19 protein-coding genes and 1 tRNA gene are annotated in these 14,072 nt (G+C 62.3%); 10 read left to right on the top strand and 10 right to left on the bottom strand.

What is annotated here, in order from left to right:
* Nucleotides 1–109 precede the first annotated feature (109 nt).
* A complete protein-coding gene (locus FJ938_RS15130; RefSeq protein WP_140613191.1) occupies nt 110–346 on the top strand; it encodes a DUF982 domain-containing protein in 237 nt (78 codons plus the stop codon).
* 12 nt (nt 347–358) lie between these two features.
* The gene (locus FJ938_RS15125) at nt 359–604 is read left to right on the top strand and encodes a DUF982 domain-containing protein (protein ID WP_140613192.1); all 246 of its coding nucleotides are present in this window, start codon (nt 359–361) and stop codon (nt 602–604) included.
* Between the two features lie 129 nt (nt 605–733).
* Here the strand turns inward: FJ938_RS15125 and FJ938_RS30280 are convergent, their stop codons facing one another.
* Together FJ938_RS30280 and FJ938_RS15120 are read right to left on the bottom strand one after the other, a co-directional pair.
* On the bottom strand, nt 734–868 hold the full coding sequence (locus FJ938_RS30280) for a hypothetical protein (RefSeq protein ID WP_281407119.1): 135 nt from the start codon (nt 866–868) through the stop codon (nt 734–736).
* A gap of 88 nt (nt 869–956) precedes the next feature.
* Nucleotides 957–1,253, bottom strand: coding sequence for a hypothetical protein (locus FJ938_RS15120; protein WP_140613193.1), 297 nt, complete (start codon nt 1,251–1,253; stop codon nt 957–959).
* Nucleotides 1,254–1,943: 690 nt separating this feature from the next.
* Between FJ938_RS15120 and FJ938_RS15115 the strand changes: the two genes are divergently transcribed.
* The 5 genes from FJ938_RS15115 (at nt 1,944) to FJ938_RS29945 (ending at nt 3,495) form a co-directional block, all read left to right on the top strand.
* Nucleotides 1,944–2,240, top strand: a complete 297-nt coding sequence (locus FJ938_RS15115) for a hypothetical protein (protein WP_181165772.1) — start codon at nt 1,944–1,946, stop codon at nt 2,238–2,240.
* Between the two features lie 37 nt (nt 2,241–2,277).
* Nucleotides 2,278–2,351: transfer RNA gene (locus FJ938_RS15110), tRNA-Gln, on the top strand.
* Between the two features lie 102 nt (nt 2,352–2,453).
* On the top strand, nt 2,454–2,660 hold the full coding sequence (locus tag FJ938_RS15105) for a hypothetical protein (protein ID WP_140613194.1): 207 nt from the start codon (nt 2,454–2,456) through the stop codon (nt 2,658–2,660).
* 161 nt (nt 2,661–2,821) lie between these two features.
* Nucleotides 2,822–3,067 carry a DUF982 domain-containing protein gene (locus FJ938_RS15100; RefSeq protein WP_140613195.1) on the top strand — a complete coding sequence of 82 codons (246 nt, stop codon included), beginning with the start codon at nt 2,822–2,824 and terminating at the stop codon, nt 3,065–3,067.
* A gap of 53 nt (nt 3,068–3,120) precedes the next feature.
* Nucleotides 3,121–3,495: a DUF378 domain-containing protein gene (locus FJ938_RS29945; RefSeq protein WP_246671636.1), complete on the top strand. Its 375-nt coding sequence runs from the start codon at nt 3,121–3,123 to the stop codon at nt 3,493–3,495.
* A 137-nt stretch (nt 3,496–3,632) separates the two neighbouring features.
* On the opposite strand, the gene FJ938_RS15090 is transcribed toward FJ938_RS29945, so the two are convergent.
* Both FJ938_RS15090 and FJ938_RS15085 read right to left on the bottom strand, forming a co-directional pair.
* Nucleotides 3,633–4,739, bottom strand: coding sequence for a PAS domain S-box protein (locus tag FJ938_RS15090; protein WP_140613196.1), 1,107 nt, complete (start codon nt 4,737–4,739; stop codon nt 3,633–3,635).
* A 69-nt stretch (nt 4,740–4,808) separates the two neighbouring features.
* Nucleotides 4,809–5,075 carry a hypothetical protein gene (locus FJ938_RS15085; RefSeq protein WP_140613197.1) on the bottom strand — a complete coding sequence of 89 codons (267 nt, stop codon included), beginning with the start codon at nt 5,073–5,075 and terminating at the stop codon, nt 4,809–4,811.
* A 140-nt stretch (nt 5,076–5,215) separates the two neighbouring features.
* Between FJ938_RS15085 and FJ938_RS15080 the strand changes: the two genes are divergently transcribed.
* Nucleotides 5,216–5,653, top strand: coding sequence for a hypothetical protein (locus FJ938_RS15080; protein WP_246673337.1), 438 nt, complete (start codon nt 5,216–5,218; stop codon nt 5,651–5,653).
* A 176-nt stretch (nt 5,654–5,829) separates the two neighbouring features.
* Here FJ938_RS15080 and FJ938_RS15075 read toward each other — a convergent pair whose 3' ends face one another.
* A complete protein-coding gene (locus FJ938_RS15075) occupies nt 5,830–6,909 on the bottom strand; it encodes a D-alanine--D-alanine ligase family protein (RefSeq protein WP_140695005.1) in 1,080 nt (359 codons plus the stop codon).
* Nucleotides 6,910–6,924: 15 nt separating this feature from the next.
* Nucleotides 6,925–7,542 (bottom strand): C39 family peptidase, encoded by a 618-nt coding sequence (locus FJ938_RS15070; protein ID WP_140695003.1) that lies wholly within the window; start codon nt 7,540–7,542, stop codon nt 6,925–6,927.
* Between the two features lie 439 nt (nt 7,543–7,981).
* On the opposite strand from FJ938_RS15070, the gene FJ938_RS15065 reads away from it, so the two are divergent.
* Nucleotides 7,982–8,731 (top strand): hypothetical protein, encoded by a 750-nt coding sequence (locus FJ938_RS15065; RefSeq protein WP_140613200.1) that lies wholly within the window; start codon nt 7,982–7,984, stop codon nt 8,729–8,731.
* A gap of 280 nt (nt 8,732–9,011) precedes the next feature.
* Here the strand turns inward: FJ938_RS15065 and FJ938_RS29500 are convergent, their stop codons facing one another.
* The 3 genes from FJ938_RS29500 to FJ938_RS15045 form a co-directional block, all read right to left on the bottom strand.
* Nucleotides 9,012–9,185, bottom strand: coding sequence for a hypothetical protein (locus FJ938_RS29500; protein WP_181169105.1), 174 nt, complete (start codon nt 9,183–9,185; stop codon nt 9,012–9,014).
* A gap of 182 nt (nt 9,186–9,367) precedes the next feature.
* Complete coding sequence (locus FJ938_RS15055) at nt 9,368–10,537, bottom strand: PLP-dependent aminotransferase family protein (protein WP_181168946.1); 1,170 nt, start codon at nt 10,535–10,537, stop codon at nt 9,368–9,370.
* Nucleotides 10,538–10,992: 455 nt separating this feature from the next.
* Entirely contained in the window at nt 10,993–11,490 is a 498-nt protein-coding gene (locus tag FJ938_RS15045; RefSeq protein ID WP_246671638.1) for a hypothetical protein, read from the bottom strand.
* Nucleotides 11,491–11,641: 151 nt separating this feature from the next.
* Here FJ938_RS15045 and FJ938_RS15040 point away from each other — a divergent pair, with 151 nt between their 5' ends.
* The gene (locus FJ938_RS15040; protein ID WP_140694997.1) at nt 11,642–12,205 is read left to right on the top strand and encodes a DUF922 domain-containing Zn-dependent protease; all 564 of its coding nucleotides are present in this window, start codon (nt 11,642–11,644) and stop codon (nt 12,203–12,205) included.
* Between the two features lie 44 nt (nt 12,206–12,249).
* On the opposite strand, the gene FJ938_RS15035 is transcribed toward FJ938_RS15040, so the two are convergent.
* Nucleotides 12,250–13,782 (bottom strand): acid phosphatase, encoded by a 1,533-nt coding sequence (locus tag FJ938_RS15035; RefSeq protein ID WP_140694994.1) that lies wholly within the window; start codon nt 13,780–13,782, stop codon nt 12,250–12,252.
* Nucleotides 13,783–14,072: the final 290 nt, after the last annotated feature.

Here is a 14,072-nt window from a genome sequence, read left to right as displayed (position 1 = left end):
GGGATTGGAACCCTCCGTTGTCGGCGGCGTTATCCGCCGCCCTTCCTGCATGGCGTTCTCCAGAAAACGCAGCTCGGCTGGGCGACATTACCAGTCACGGAGACCACCGTTGAACGACAAGATGTTTCCCCGACCAATCCGCCTGAAATTCGCCCCCGAGCGGGAGCGCGTGGTGCGCAGCGCCTGGGAGGGTCTGGAATGCCTCGGCGACTGGCCGGCCGGCCGGGGCCGGCGATACCGGGCGGCGTGGCGCAGCTGCCGCGATGCATTGGACGGCTGGACGGCGCCGGAAAAGGCGATGGAGGCAATGATCGACGCCGCGCGCGAAGCGCGGATCCTGCAATAGCGGGCAAAACCAATGGCCGATTTGATGCTGCCGACCCCGATGCGGATCAAGCCCCACGGCTCGGACACGATCCGTGAGGTGACCACGCTTCAGGACGCCAGTGAAATCCTGATCGACTGGCCGCATGCCAAGCGCGGTCCCTTCTATCAGGCCGCGCGCGAAAAGATCGAGGCGGCGCTCGAAAGCAATGCCGGCGCGGCTCAGGCACAGGAGGCCTTCACGGCGCTGTGCGATCACGCCGGCCTCCTCGTTCGCTAGAGCAGTTCCGGTAAGATCGCGTAGCGGTTTTCCGTCCGCAATCGCGCCAGGACAAAGAAACAGTCCGGTTTCAAGAACAGAAAGGCAGGCGAATTCCCGCCTGCCTTTCTGTTGCCGAACCGCTCCTGATTATGGGGTAGGCAGATCGCCGCTCACGATCGGATGGGAAGTCTCGAACCCGAAACTCTTCGGCGCCATCAGCATCAAGGCGATCACGATGGCGATGGAAGCAAGAAACGTGGCGGTGATGACAATATCTCTCACGATCCGTTCCTTTCAAATCCAATTGTCAAAAAGAAACGTTTGGCATTGTACGAGGTTCCTCCGCCCAGCAATGCAGACGAATTGGCTTTTACTTCTGGGGCGGCTGCGCCGGCACTTCGCCCGGCTTGATGATCGGTGTATTGCCTTCGTCAGGCGCCGGCGCGGCCATGCCCTGGTCGCCGGTGGGCGGCGGCTTCAGCACGCCGCCGCAATCATTGAGCTTTTCGGTCAAATTGCCGCCGCCAAGCGGCTGTTTGCCGCCTTGATCCGTCTGTGCACGGCACTTGTCGGTCTGTTTCGCCTGGCTGTCGGTATTCGGCTGCGTCTGTGCCGCCGCCGGCACTGCCAGCGCCAATATCAGGGACGCGATGGCGAGAGGTTTCATCCCGGCCTCCTTTTCTTGCGCGGCCGCCCACGGCGGCCTTCCCTTCGCAGGAACAACGTCCGTCGGCCGAAAAGGTTGGCCACTTCCCTCCCGCCAGCTGGAAGCGTCGCTGGCGCCGGCAAGGCCGTCAGCCGATCCGGACAACGCGGCCGTCACGTTGACTGAAGGCATGCTTGGCCCTACTCGCCGACCGCGTCCGCAACAGCGTGCCGGGAACCCGAGGCCAAGGCATCATGCCCATGCGGCCCAGTCTGACCTGATATGATAGTCTGACCTGATATGGTGCAAGTTTTCGCAACGGGCCAATGGCCGGGTCAGCAAGATCTTACCGCGTCATCCTCGGACGTCGCGGCAGGCGGATCGGCCCTTTGCGGGCATTCCTCGTAGCGGTGGTCGCGACCGCCGCAGAAGGAACAGCACATAGCTTCGCGGCCTTCATTTCCGGGCCGCCATTGGGGTGTTTCGTAAGGCTTCCTGTCATCCATGCCCAGCAATGCGCGAGGCATGATTTGGTTGCGCGGGAGCCCCGCCATGCGCAACGCACAGCCTGTCGCGGAACTGGCGGACAGATAATGGGTTTTATGCGACAATGCATGTCCGCTCGGGCAACTCCCGGAAGGTGTGAAGCGGTCTTGCGCCCGCAGTTGCCTCGAGAGCCCGACACCGCGTCAAGAACCAAGAGAAACCGCCATGTCCGCTCGCGTTCGAATCCTGTTGATGACCCTGGTCCCCATGCTCGCGGCGACCAATCTGGCCGAGTCCCGGCCCGACAGCCGCGGCATGAGCTGCACCGAGATCCGCGCCATGATCCAGAGCCATCGCGCCGTGGTGCTGACCACTGGTCCGAACACCTATGACCGCTATGTCAGGCAGTTCGGCAATGAATGCGACTGGCCGGAAGTGCCGATGTCGGCCTATATCCCGTCCCGCGACGGGCATTGCCCGGTCTATCACTGCGAAGAGCCGGTCAACAACTTCCCGAATTGACGCTCCGCCGCGCCGGCGTCATAACCGTTCTCGCTTCTCCCGCTTCGTCTAATGGTAGGACAGCGCCCTTTGAAGGCGTGAATCGTGGTTCGAGCCCATGAGCGGGAACCAGCCCTTCATCAGGGCAGCACCGGTTTTGCGCCGCCCCTCCTGAAACCATTTTGATGGACCAGGCGTTGACGAAGAGGGGCATGGCTAGACAGGAGACATTCCATGACCGTCAACTGCCGTATATCCATCGACAACCGGCCGGACGCCACCAACGCCATTTTCCAGGCGGTGCCGCGGATTGGAGAAAGCGTTTCCTTGTCGGTCGACGGAAGTCCCCAGGACCTGCGGGTCTCGCGCGTCGTGCACGTCCCCGACGGCAAACTGGAAGCTGCCGCGATCATCGTCGAGGTGACGACCAACATCCTTTGAAGCATTCCAGGAAAAGCGTGAAACGGTTTTGCGACCGCAATTGCGTCAAACAGGCCTTGAGCCATGGGCGGATGCTCCCTGGCCTCACGCTAGAGTGATGGCAGGCATGAAACCACCTGCCGCGGTATGCGTTCTAGGCCCGCAACCTTGTCGAGGTTCCAATGCAAACCGCGTGGTTTTCCAAGCCCGTGGTGGTTTCGGTCGGCGTCACCGGGGCCACCCGCAACCTGTCCAATACACAGCAGGCCATCGAATTGCTGACGACACATTGGCGCGACGCCGGTAGCCCGAAGCATCAGTCGGCACTGCGCGCCTGCCGCCGTGCGACAAGTGGCGACGTCTCTCCCGATACCGCCAGGGAGGCTTTCGTCGAGGCCGCGCGCGAGGCGCATATCCTGGTTGAGTGAGTTGCCTCGCCACTCGTCCTGGCGCCGAGGCGGGCTGTTGGAACGCCTTTCGAATGGCCCGTCCCACCCCGCCGGCCTGGTTTCGCGAGGCGCTCACGGATCGTCGCCATCGTTCACAATGTCGTGACCAATGGAACCGCCTGAAACCACAGGCGTTTTTTTCGCAGACGTTTGTCAGGCAACATCAGGAGGCGTCTATGCGTATCATGAACCTCGTCACTCTCGCCCTCATCATCCTTGGCGGTCTCAACTGGCTGGTCATGGGTTTGACGGGCCATGACGTGATCGGCATGGTTTTCGGGGGAGCTACCCTGGCTCGCCTGGCCTATGTAATCATCGGCCTTGCCGCCATATGGCAGTTGATGCCGGGATTCCAGAGCTTCACGGTTGGAGAAGTCGATGCCGAAAGGCATCTCCATCATCCGTGACCGGTAAGGTGGGGCGGTGGGAAGCCCGCCGCCCCACCCGTATGAGGCCGCTCAAGCGGCACTGAACAAAACCGTGATTGCCCCGTCGCGACCGACACGGCTCCCGACGGCCAGACCCGCGTCAACCGGGACGCTCTTCAGGGGCCGAAGCCCGCCGCGGCGTCGTTGTCGGCCTCGGAGCCGACTTGCGGCACGATGATCGAGGTCAGCGGCGCGTTGAGACGCCAACTGAGATGACCGGGCAACCGCTCCAGGACGGCGGAGCCGCCGAGTGACTGCGGCGCCACCCGCTGCAGCACGACCGTGCCGAAACCCTTGCGCGCGGTCTCGTCGCGCCTGGTTCCTGGGCGGGGCTTGGATGTCTCCTCCCACAACAGCTGGAATTCCCGTTCGCCCGAAGCACGCGAACCCTGCCCCCCCGAGCCGATCGTCCAGGTGATCTCGACCCGGCCGTCTTCGGTGCCAAGCGCGCCGTATTTGGACGAATTCGTGCCAAGCTCATGGAAAGCCATGCCGAGATTCTGCACCGCGTTCGACTGCAGCGTCAGAACCGGGCCGGAGAGCGTTATCTGTTCCTCGCGGCCGAAAGGCTTCAAATGTTCCTGGATCAAGTCGAAGAGGCTGGCGCCCGCCCATTCCGAGGTCACAAGCAGGTCATGTGAGCGCGACAGCGCCATGATGCGGGCACGGATCAGTTCCTCGAACTCACGCGGATCGCTCGAACGCTTGCTCGTCTCCCTCACCATCGACAGGATGACGGCGAACTGGTTCTTGACGCGATGGTTGACCTCGCGCATCAGCAGCCTGATCCGGCGCTCGCTCTCCTTGGCGGCGGAAATGTCGCGCGCGATCTTCGAGGCGCCGACGATCTCGCCATGCGCGTTCTTGATCGGCGACACGGTCAGCGAGACGGCGATGAGCACGCCATCCTTGCGCCGTCGCATCGTCTCATAGCTTGCCACCTGTCCGCCACCGCGAACCCGGCTGATGATCTCGGTTTCCTCGCCCTTGAGGTGATCGGGGATGAGCATGAGGATCGATTGGCCGACCGCTTCCTGGGCGCTGTAGCCGAACATGCGCTCGGCCGCCGAGTTCCAGCTGGTGATGATGCTGTTGAGATCCTTGCTGATGATGGCGTCGAACGAGGAATCGACAATGGCCGCGAGACGCGCATCGGCGGTCGCGTCCTGCCTCTCATCGTCCACAATGCCGGTTACCGCCGCCACGATTTCGCTCATTGCCATGAGGTAGCGCGCAAACGGATCAAGGCAATCGCTCCCCGTGCAGTTGGCGCATGTCAGCCGAAGCGCCCCTCACTCCGACGACCGATCGGCCGCTTTACCGGGCTGATCGGTTACCTTGCCGTTCCCGCTGTCGGGCATGAGAACGCCGAATTCCTGTGACTTGACGCCATGCTCCGCCGTCAGGAAGCCTTCGGAGGCAAGACCGCGCCGCAGCAACTCCCTGACCGCCGCCGAACGGCTCGGCATGCGCTTTTCGAAGCGCCAGTTTTCCAGGGCCGCCAGCTCGTCCGCGGTGAGCATGATCTGCAATCGTTCCGGGCGTTCCAGTTCAGCCATTGCGCGTTTCCTCGCTCAGGACTAAAAATACGCTTAGTTAGTATTTATCTCATTTGGCTCATAGTTAGGATTGCTCCCATCATGCGTCAAGTCCTGCCAATGGGTGAACAGCGCAACCCGCGCATGATGGGGATCAGACGTTGGTTGCACGTTTGCATGAATGTGCTAACTGGCTGATTTATTTGCACATTTTCAAATTTCCACTTGTCAGGGGTCGGCCATGGATGCATGCTCCCACCAAAATAGAAACCGATCGCCTGTGGGAGGCTTCGATGCGGTACAACTTCTCCATGCGCCTGCGCGATGACGTCAATTCGGCCGTCCGGACGGCATTCCACAGGGGCATCGTCAACATCACCGCGGTGGCCGAGCAGGTCAGGGTCAGGAACCTTGTGGAAAACGTCGCCCTTGAGGATATCGAATATCTGGTCCTGCAGGCCGCCCAACTGTTTGGCGCGCCGATAGAATTCGACGCTCAAAGCAGTGGATTGGCTTTGCCTGGAAATGGTTTCGCCGAGGATGGTGGCGAGGGCGCGATAGTCCCGCCCGATCTTCATCAACATGTCTCGATGCAATAGTCCGGCGAATGCCAAACCGGGCGGCGGGTCAAGGCGCTGGGCAAATGGACACCGCCACTGCCGGCCTGCCACTTCTATTGCCCAGCCGGCGGCACGCCTCCCTGGCCTTCAAACTGCTGGTCGATGCCTTGCGCTAGCCATGACCGGGAGGACATGCTCCCGAACGGGATCGACCGTCAGCGCGTCGCATACCTGGCCAGCGCGTGCTCGATCAGCACGTCGATAATCTGGCTGTAGCCGATGCCCGTCGCCGCCAGCGCCTTGGCGTACATCGAAATGTCGGTGAAGCCGGGAAGCGTGTTGACCTCGTTGACCAGCAGCGAACCGTCGGCGCGCAGGAAGAAGTCGACGCGCGCCATGGCCTCGCAGCCGAGCGCCCGGAAAGCCCGCGCGGCCATCTCCTTGGCCCTGTCGGCAATCGCGGCTGGCACATCGGCGGGCACCTTGACCACGGCGCCGTCGGCGTCGAGATATTTCGCCTCATAGGTGTAGAAGCCATGCTTGCCGGCCGGGATGATCTCGCCGGGCAGCGACACGGTGAGCGAGCCGTCGGCCCGCTCCAGCACCGAACACTCGATCTCGCGCCCTTCGACGAACTCCTCGACCAGCACCTTGCCGTCGTAGCGGAAAGCCGTTTCGACGGCCTCGTCGAAACCGTCCCTGTCATTCACCTTGCTCACCCCGAAGGAGGAGCCCTGGCGCGCCGGCTTGGCGAAGAACGGCAGTCCAAGCATCCCGGCGATCTCCTGGAACGAACCGACATCGTTACGATGCACGGTGACGGAGCGGGCAACGGCAAGCCCGGCCTCGCGCATCAGCCGCTTGGCGACATCCTTGTCCATGGCGGCGGCCGAGGCGAGGATGCCGCAGCCGACATAGGCGACATCGGCAATTTCGGCGTAGCCCTGCACCGAGCCATCCTCGCCGAACGGACCGTGCAGCACAGGAAAGACAACGTCGACCGGCGGCAGTTCAGGCTGGGCGCCGCCTTTCGACACCACCACCAGCCGGCCCTTGCCGCCGGGCAGCAGCGCGACCTCGGCGCCATCCTCCGACAGCGGAGCCTCTGCCCCGTCGCCGATGGCATCGGACGACGGTTGCAGCAGCCATTTGCCCTCCCTGGAAATGGCGATCGGCACCACCTGATAGCGCGTCCGGTCGATCGCCTTCAGCACATTGGCCGCCGACAGCCGCGAGACGTCATGCTCGGCCGAACGCCCGCCATAAAGGATGGCAACCCTGATCTTGTCCTTCATGGAAATCCCTCGAAATCAAATGGCGACGGCAATGCCGCGATTGGCAAAGAAGCGGTCGAAATCGGATTGCGCCAACACTGCGTTTGACTGTGTGGCGCTGGTATGGCCGGACGGGTTGTGGAAGCGAAAACCGTCATCCGACGCCTCGGTCACCAGCACCAGATGGCCCCCCTTCGACGGCGGCTCGCGCTCCGGCCAGCGGATCGAACTGCTGACCGAAGCGATGAAGAAGCGCGACCGGGTGAGGATCGCCGGAATGTCGGTTGCCGCGACACCGGTCATCACCTCGGCGTCCAGGCCGAACTCCGCCTTCACGAAAGTGACGAAGGGCGCATAGATCAGCCCCTTGATCGAGCCTTCATTGACGACATAGCCGCCATATCCAGTGCATCGTCTCGCCAGCTCGATCGTCGGGACGATCTCGCCGCGCGTCGCCAGGATCATCTTGAGACACGCCATGCCGCAGATATTGGCGGCCCAGAGAGCGTATTCGTCGAGCGTCTCGGCGCCCGAACCCTGCCACAGCGGATCCCGCCGCAACGCAGCCCCCGCGCCGTCGGCGAGCACGGCCAGCGTCATGTCGGGCGTTTCCCATTGGCTGAAAAACGGCACCGTTTCAGTCAGGGGCTTCATGCGACTCCTCAGGGCTCAGTTCAATTTCGCATACGAGAATACGAGATTGATGAAAACCGATCTGCGGACATTTGGCGCGCGAGCATCCGGCCATGCTTGGGGAAGGCTCTTCGCGAACGACGATCGGATACATTCAGATACATAAGACTGGCGCGCCGTCGCATGTCGGAAAGCCATTTCCATGCGTTCGCGCCGAGAACGCGGCAAGTCTGGTCTACGTCACTCGGGAGTGCCGGCATCGTAGTACACGATAGCGGTTGTTCAGTAGAGCTGTCCAGAGAAAAAGTAGTGCCCTGTCCACCTATCGCGACAAGTAGTGCTATTAGACTTTTCTAATTAGCTAATTTTGCAAATATAAAGGTTTGCCAAATTCAATTAATAAAGCCGTAACGCGGTGCCTATACTGATTGCGCGTCCGGGTGGGTATAGGGGATGGGTCATGGTCGAAGGCAATATCTGGGCGGCTTCACTCGAAGTTTATATCCGCAACGGTAAATGGGTTCTTGGATACATCGTTTTGGCTGGCGCGCTGGCGGCGCTTGAAAGCTTCGTGAAAGTCAATTCGGGAGCTTCAATCTTCGTCGGCGTAATGACGTCGACCTTCTTGGCTATTCCTGCTCACATCGCCGTTTTGACGCAGCTAGATACCGACCAGGTATCCAATTGGCTGAAGGAAAGGCCTAAGGCTTTTTTCAGTTTCGTAAGACGTTGCCTCTTGCTCGGCTTTCTCGGCGCGATAGCTCCCTTTGTGGTCGGGATTGCCATGGTCGTCGGCGGCGTTCATGCGTCAGTCGCCCTGTTGGCGGCAATTCTTGTCTGGGTTTTTTCTGGCATCGCTGCGTTCGCAAAATGGGGTACGATGTTGCCTGCGGTCATTGCCGACGATGATCAAACACTTGCGGCTGCCGGCAAGCGCGGTTCCAAGGTGTTCGGCTATGCGTTTCCGCGTCTGCTCATTTCGTTCGGCCTGATCACTCTTCTATTCATAGTGGCGTTGATGCTGCTGTTCTCTCTGCTGGGCATCGACCCCAAAAATCCAGGGTTCCTGTCTCTGGCTCTGCCTGTCATCGGCGCCATCATTACCGCCTATCAAATCGTCATGACGTCCGTCGTGTTGTCGCGCTCCTACCTTAGGGCGCAACCACCTGCGCCATCTGCACGCCGGATGGCATTTGTGGTTGGCAGATAAAACCTCTCCATACACGCGCGCACCGGCTCATCGACCACCTCCAACTCGTGGTCAGCGATCTCCCTGTCAGCCGGCGGTTCTACGAGGGCCGCGCTGCAGTTCCTGGGTGTCCATGAAAGCTTCGTCCTCGCAAGGCTTCGAATTTAGGCCCGGCCTGGAAGGCGTCGACGCGGGGTGCGTGCACAAGCTGATAACCAGCGACAATTTTCGAAACCCGACGGAACTTTCCGGCCGACGGCAAGTTTCGTGGCGCGGCGGAGGAATTTCGATTGGATTGTTTTCAGAAGCTTGAAGCACTGGTCGATGGGGCCGATGCCGGCGGCATCGAGGAAGCGGACGCATTGCTGCACCGGTTCAAGGGCAGGTCCGAAAAGACGACGCGGGCCATCGACGAGTTCAGCTGGATCTCAAGACGTTGGTCTTCGTCGTCGAAGCCGGCGAAGAAGGTTTCCAAAAGCCGGTCCGCAAACTCGCCCGCGCCAAGCTTGCGAAGCTCAAGCAGCTGGTCAACGTGCCGGCCTAGAGCCGGATGATTTCGGGTCGAGTCGACCTAAATCTGAATTCGTCTCTAATCAAAAAGATAGAGCATGATGTCGCCGCTTCACACTTTTCGGCATCATGCTCCAGGCAGTGCGCCTAGCCTTTGAGCAGCGCCGCCAACCTTGGAATGCCCTCGGTCACCGCGCGGCGGTCGGCGAGCGTGAACGACAGCCGCAGCGTGTTGCGGCCGCTGCCGTCGGCATAAAAGGCGTTGCCGGGCACGAAGGCGACGCGTGCCTCCTTCACCGACCGCGCCAGCAACTCGGTGGCGTCGGACCCTTCCGGCAGCGTCACCCAGACGAACATGCCGCCTTCCGGGCGGCTCCAGGTCACGCCGTCGGGCATGTTGGCCTCGAGCGCGGCAAGCAGGCCGTCGCGGCGCTCGCGATAGGCGCCGATCAGCTTTTCCACCTGACCGTCGAACACGGATTCGGCAACGCGGTGCATGACAAGCTGGTTGATCGACGGGCTGTGCAGGTCCGACGCCTGCTTCATCAGCACCAGCTTCTCCACCACATGGCGCGGCGCGCACACCCAGCCGACGCGCATGCCCGGCGACAGGATCTTCGAGAACGAGCCGCAATAGAGCGTGCGCGCCTTGTCGATGCCGCCGGACCTGATGCAGTCGAGCGCCAGGATCGGCGGCACGCCCTCCCCGTCATAGCGCAACGCGCGATAGGCGGCGTCCTCGATCACCGCGATGTCGAGTTCGCCTGCGAGGTCGAGCACTGCCTCGCGCTGCTTCCGGTCCAGCGTGTTGCCGGTCGGGTTGGCGAAGTCGGGCACCAGATAGGCGAACTTGACCTTGCCGCCATTCGCAGCCGCCGCCGCGCGGTAGGCATCGGGCGTCATGTTGCCGCCTTCCGGCCGCAACCGGTCATAACGCGGCTCGTAGGCGTTGAAGGCCTGCAGCGCACCGAGATAGGTCGGCCATGTCACCAGCGCGGTGTCGCCCGGCGACAGGAACAGCTTGCCGAGATAATCCAGCGCCTGCTGCGAGCCGGAGGTGATGAAGATGTTGGCTTCGTCGCAGGCGACGCCGAGCTTGCCCATCTGCCCTGCGAGCCAGCGCCGCAGCGGCAGATAGCCTTCCGAGACCTGGTACTGCAGCGCCGCCCCCGCTTCCGCGCCGCCGAGCACTTCGGCATAGGCGTCGCGGATGGCATTGGCCGGAAACAGCGACGGATCGGGAATGCCGCCGGCGAAGGAGATGATATCAGGCTGGTCGAGCAGCTTCAGCAGCTCGCGGATTTCGGAAGCCTTCATGCGCGAGGAGCGCGAAGCCAACAGGTTCAAAAGGGTCAAGACACGCCTCCCCGGACGCTTCGGATATAGGTCAACTTAGCTGACCTATATCCCTTCTTGCCGGCAAATTGAATAGAGCCTGAAAGAATTCCCGCATACGCCAGCCGCTGACGCAGGTCGGAGGCTTGCGCCTTGCGGAACTGGATGTCGGTCATGGTGGATGAGATACGGCCAGGGGGCGGCAACGGCAAGCGGAGAGGTTGGAGATCAAGGGTAAAGGCTTGCGCCGCCCCTCATCTGCCTGCCGGCATCTTCTCCCCGTATAGTGACGGGGAGAAGGACGCTCTCGCCGCTGATTTCGCCAATTATCAACGCTGCGGAAAGGACGCCGGCGTCGCGGCCGGCGCCTTTCTCCCCGTCACTATACAGGGAGAAATGTCCGGCAGGACAATGAGGGGCGGCGCAACCCTTCAGCCTCAATCCACATCATTCGCCGGCCTGGCCTTGCCGCACTGCGCCAGCACCTTGCCGATGGCCCCGCTCGAACCCTTCAGCGGAAAGCTGTTGGCGCCATATTTGGCTGAACTGACCGAGACGTCCCCCTTCGACTGCAAAAGGTCGAGCAGCGGATCGGTCTTGGCCAGGTCCGCCACGAAATAATTGTACATCGCTTCGAGCTGCAGCGTCTTCGTCACCGTCTTGCCGTCGGCCTTGAAATCGAAGGCACCGCTGATGCCGGGCTCCAGTTGCTGGCCGCTGGCGCCCAGGTCGTAGCTCAGCACAGGATTGTCGAAGCAGGTCAGCATCAGGCGCGCATCGCCTTTCGGCCCGCCGCACGCCGAGGCGGTCAGCACGCTGCCGCCCTCGTCTTCCTCCATCTTCGCGCTCCAGCCGCTGCACGGCGCGGCAAGAACCGGCTGCGCGGCCTGCAATATGGTCATGGCACAAACGAAGAAGAGATATCCCGCTTTCATGACTTCCCCCTTACACATTTGCAGCACCCGCCGGCAGCATATAGGAAAAGCGGTCCGGCGACATTGCCCTGTTCGGCAAGCCGTCCGGGCCGATTTGGAGAGAGTGGTGCCGAGAAACCGTGTTCGTCTGCGTCTTGGGCCGGTCGCGCTTATGGCTTGGCCCCTGGCAGCCGCAGCCGCCGCGGCCGGCTGGAAGCCGGTCGAGACGGTGGAGACCTATGCCATATCGGGCCAGTCGGGGCTGGAGCTCTACCGGTCGATCGGCGAGAACGGGCCGAATGTCGGCATTGCCCACGCCATCGCCCACACCAATTTCAAGCTGACCTGGACCAGGGACTATCAGGCGCGTGGCGGGGCCTGCGTGCTGGTGTCGGCCAAGCCGAAGCTGATCATCACCTACACCTTGCCCAGTCCCACCGCGCCGCTGCCATCAGCCGTCCAGAAGAACTGGGAGGTTTTCCTCGCCGGCGTCAGTGCCCATGAGAAAGTGCATGGCGCCAGCATTGTCGACATGGTGCGCAAGATCGAGGCGGCGACCGTCGGCCTCACGGTCCCGGATGATCCCCAATGCAGCAAGATCCGCACGGAGATGACCAAGCGCCTGTCCGAACTCTCGCAGGCGCAGCGGCAGTCCAGCCGCGATTTCGACCGCGTCGAACTCGGTCAGGGCGGCAACCTGCAGAAGCTCATTCTGGCCTTGGTCAATGGCGGCTGAGAGGGGCCTTCGCGACGCAATGGCCCCTTTTGCCTCGGCCGCCTTTACCGGTTCAGGTCAAGTGCCGCGCTCAGATCACCCATCGGCGGCTCGCCATTCACGGCAAGCGCCTTGTCGCGAGCGACGATGCCGGAGAGCACCGGCAAGTCGTAACGCGCCGTGATGAAGCGCAGGATCGATGTCGTGTCGTACTGCGTGTGGTCGACCGTGCCCATTTTCGCATAGGGCGAGATGATGAAGGCCGGGACGCGGTTGCCTGGGCCCCAGCGATCGGCCTTGGGCGGCGCGACGTGATCCCAGAAGCCGCCATTCTCGTCATAGGTGATGACCACCAGCATGTGGCTCCATTGCGGGCTCTTCTCCAGATGCGAAACGAGATCGGCAAGGTGCTGGTCGCCGCTCGCCACATCGGTGTACCCGCCATGCTCGTTGAGGTTGCCCTGCGGCTTGTAGAAGGCGACGGCCGGCAGCTTGCCCTCGTCGATCGCCTTGATGAACTCGGCGCCCCCCATGCCGCCGTCCTTGAGGTGCTCGGTCCGCGCTGCGGTGCCGGGCGCGTAGGCGGCGAAATAGTTGAACGGCTGATGGTGGAACTGGAAATTCGGCACCGGCGTCGCGTTCTTGCCGTCGAGCGCTACCTGCCAGGCACCGGCATACCAGGCCCAGTCGACGCCCTTAAGCGACAGGAGGTCGCCGATGGTGATGTCGTGCTGCGGCGGCAGCGTGGTCGGCTGCGCCGGGTCGGCAAGCGCCTTGTCGCCGCCTTCGACCGGCTTGTTGGCGCTCGGCTGATAGGGCGGCTGCATGGTGTTGACGGCGTAGAAATCCGGCGTGATGGCGCCGTCATTGACGAATTTAGGCGCCCCGCCAAGCGCCGAGGCCGGTGAGTTGTCGGCGACCTTCAGCGTCTTGCCATCGGCCTCGACGACGGCGATCTGCCCCTTTACCGGGCTGGTATCGGCATGCGGATAGACCGGCGCACAGGCGCAGGCGAGTTGGAAGTGGTTTAGGAAGGAGCCGCCGAACGCGCCCTGGAAGAAATTGTCGGCCAGCACATATTTTTTCGCCACCGACCACATCGGCAGGCCGGAGCCGTCATAATGGCCCATCACCAGGCCGCCGGAATCGGCCCAGGCGGCGAACTTGTCGTTCTTGCCGCCATCGATCTGCATCTGCTCCTGGTAGAAGCGGTGCCAGAGGTCGCGGGTGATGACCGCCATATTCTCGTTGAAGCCCTTGGGGTCGTCGATCGAGAAGACTGCATTCGCGAGATGCGCGGTCTGGGCCTCGGTCATCGCCGGCGTCACGCCCTTGCCGGTCAGCCCGCCCCAGGCCGGCGGCAGTTCGGCAAGCGGCTTGCCGTCGCGATCGAGCTGGCGCGCCTGGTCGGCCGAGACGTTGGCGAGCCCATCGGCGCCGGGAAAGCCACCATAAAGATTATCGAAGCTGCGGTTCTCGGCATAGATGACGACAACGGTGTCGATCTTGTCGTAGCCGGGAGGGGCGGCGTGGGCGGCGCCGGCGAACGATGCCAGCGCCGTGGAGGCGAGGCAGAGAGAAAGGAAGGATCGGGTCATGGGGAAGATGCCTCGTGGCTGGGGAATGGCTGGAGGAACTTTTCGACGCTAGGACCGGCGCTTGTCAGCTTTGTGACAGGGCAAGGATGATGCAAGGAGCCACGAAGAAAGCTGGCGGGTCAGCGCCCCCTCTATTCTGCCGGACATTTTCCCGCAGGGGCGCGGCAATCGCATGGAAAGCCGAGGCTTTCGCCCTACGAATACCCCCACCCCTAACCCGTCCCCACAAGGGCAGGGCTATCGCATATGGGGCCAAGGCTTTCGCCCTACGAGTACCCGCACCCCTACCC

Origin of the sequence: Mesorhizobium sp. B2-4-14 (assembly GCF_006442155.1) — a bacterium.
Classification (GTDB): Bacteria; Pseudomonadota; Alphaproteobacteria; order Rhizobiales; family Rhizobiaceae; genus Mesorhizobium.
This window is presented reverse-complemented; position numbering and strand designations above follow the sequence as displayed.

Excerpts from the sequence above, each read along its gene's own strand:
- FJ938_RS15125 (WP_140613192.1), top strand. The coding sequence starts at position 359 with ATGGCCGATTTGATGCTGCCGACCCCGATGCGGATCAAGCCCCACGGC.
- FJ938_RS15120 (WP_140613193.1), bottom strand. The coding sequence starts at position 1,253 with ATGAAACCTCTCGCCATCGCGTCCCTGATATTGGCGCTGGCAGTGCCG.
- FJ938_RS15115 (WP_181165772.1), top strand. The coding sequence starts at position 1,944 with ATGTCCGCTCGCGTTCGAATCCTGTTGATGACCCTGGTCCCCATGCTC.
- FJ938_RS15105 (WP_140613194.1), top strand. The coding sequence starts at position 2,454 with ATGACCGTCAACTGCCGTATATCCATCGACAACCGGCCGGACGCCACC.
- FJ938_RS15100 (WP_140613195.1), top strand. The coding sequence starts at position 2,822 with ATGCAAACCGCGTGGTTTTCCAAGCCCGTGGTGGTTTCGGTCGGCGTC.
- FJ938_RS29945 (WP_246671636.1), top strand. The coding sequence starts at position 3,121 with ATGGCCCGTCCCACCCCGCCGGCCTGGTTTCGCGAGGCGCTCACGGAT.
- FJ938_RS15090 (WP_140613196.1), bottom strand. The coding sequence starts at position 4,739 with ATGGCAATGAGCGAAATCGTGGCGGCGGTAACCGGCATTGTGGACGAT.
- FJ938_RS15085 (WP_140613197.1), bottom strand. The coding sequence starts at position 5,075 with ATGGCTGAACTGGAACGCCCGGAACGATTGCAGATCATGCTCACCGCG.
- FJ938_RS15075 (WP_140695005.1), bottom strand. The coding sequence starts at position 6,909 with ATGAAGGACAAGATCAGGGTTGCCATCCTTTATGGCGGGCGTTCGGCC.
- FJ938_RS15070 (WP_140695003.1), bottom strand. The coding sequence starts at position 7,542 with ATGAAGCCCCTGACTGAAACGGTGCCGTTTTTCAGCCAATGGGAAACG.
- FJ938_RS15065 (WP_140613200.1), top strand. The coding sequence starts at position 7,982 with ATGGTCGAAGGCAATATCTGGGCGGCTTCACTCGAAGTTTATATCCGC.
- FJ938_RS15055 (WP_181168946.1), bottom strand. The coding sequence starts at position 10,537 with ATGAAGGCTTCCGAAATCCGCGAGCTGCTGAAGCTGCTCGACCAGCCT.
- FJ938_RS15045 (WP_246671638.1), bottom strand. The coding sequence starts at position 11,490 with ATGAAAGCGGGATATCTCTTCTTCGTTTGTGCCATGACCATATTGCAG.
- FJ938_RS15040 (WP_140694997.1), top strand. The coding sequence starts at position 11,642 with ATGGCTTGGCCCCTGGCAGCCGCAGCCGCCGCGGCCGGCTGGAAGCCG.
- FJ938_RS15035 (WP_140694994.1), bottom strand. The coding sequence starts at position 13,782 with ATGACCCGATCCTTCCTTTCTCTCTGCCTCGCCTCCACGGCGCTGGCA.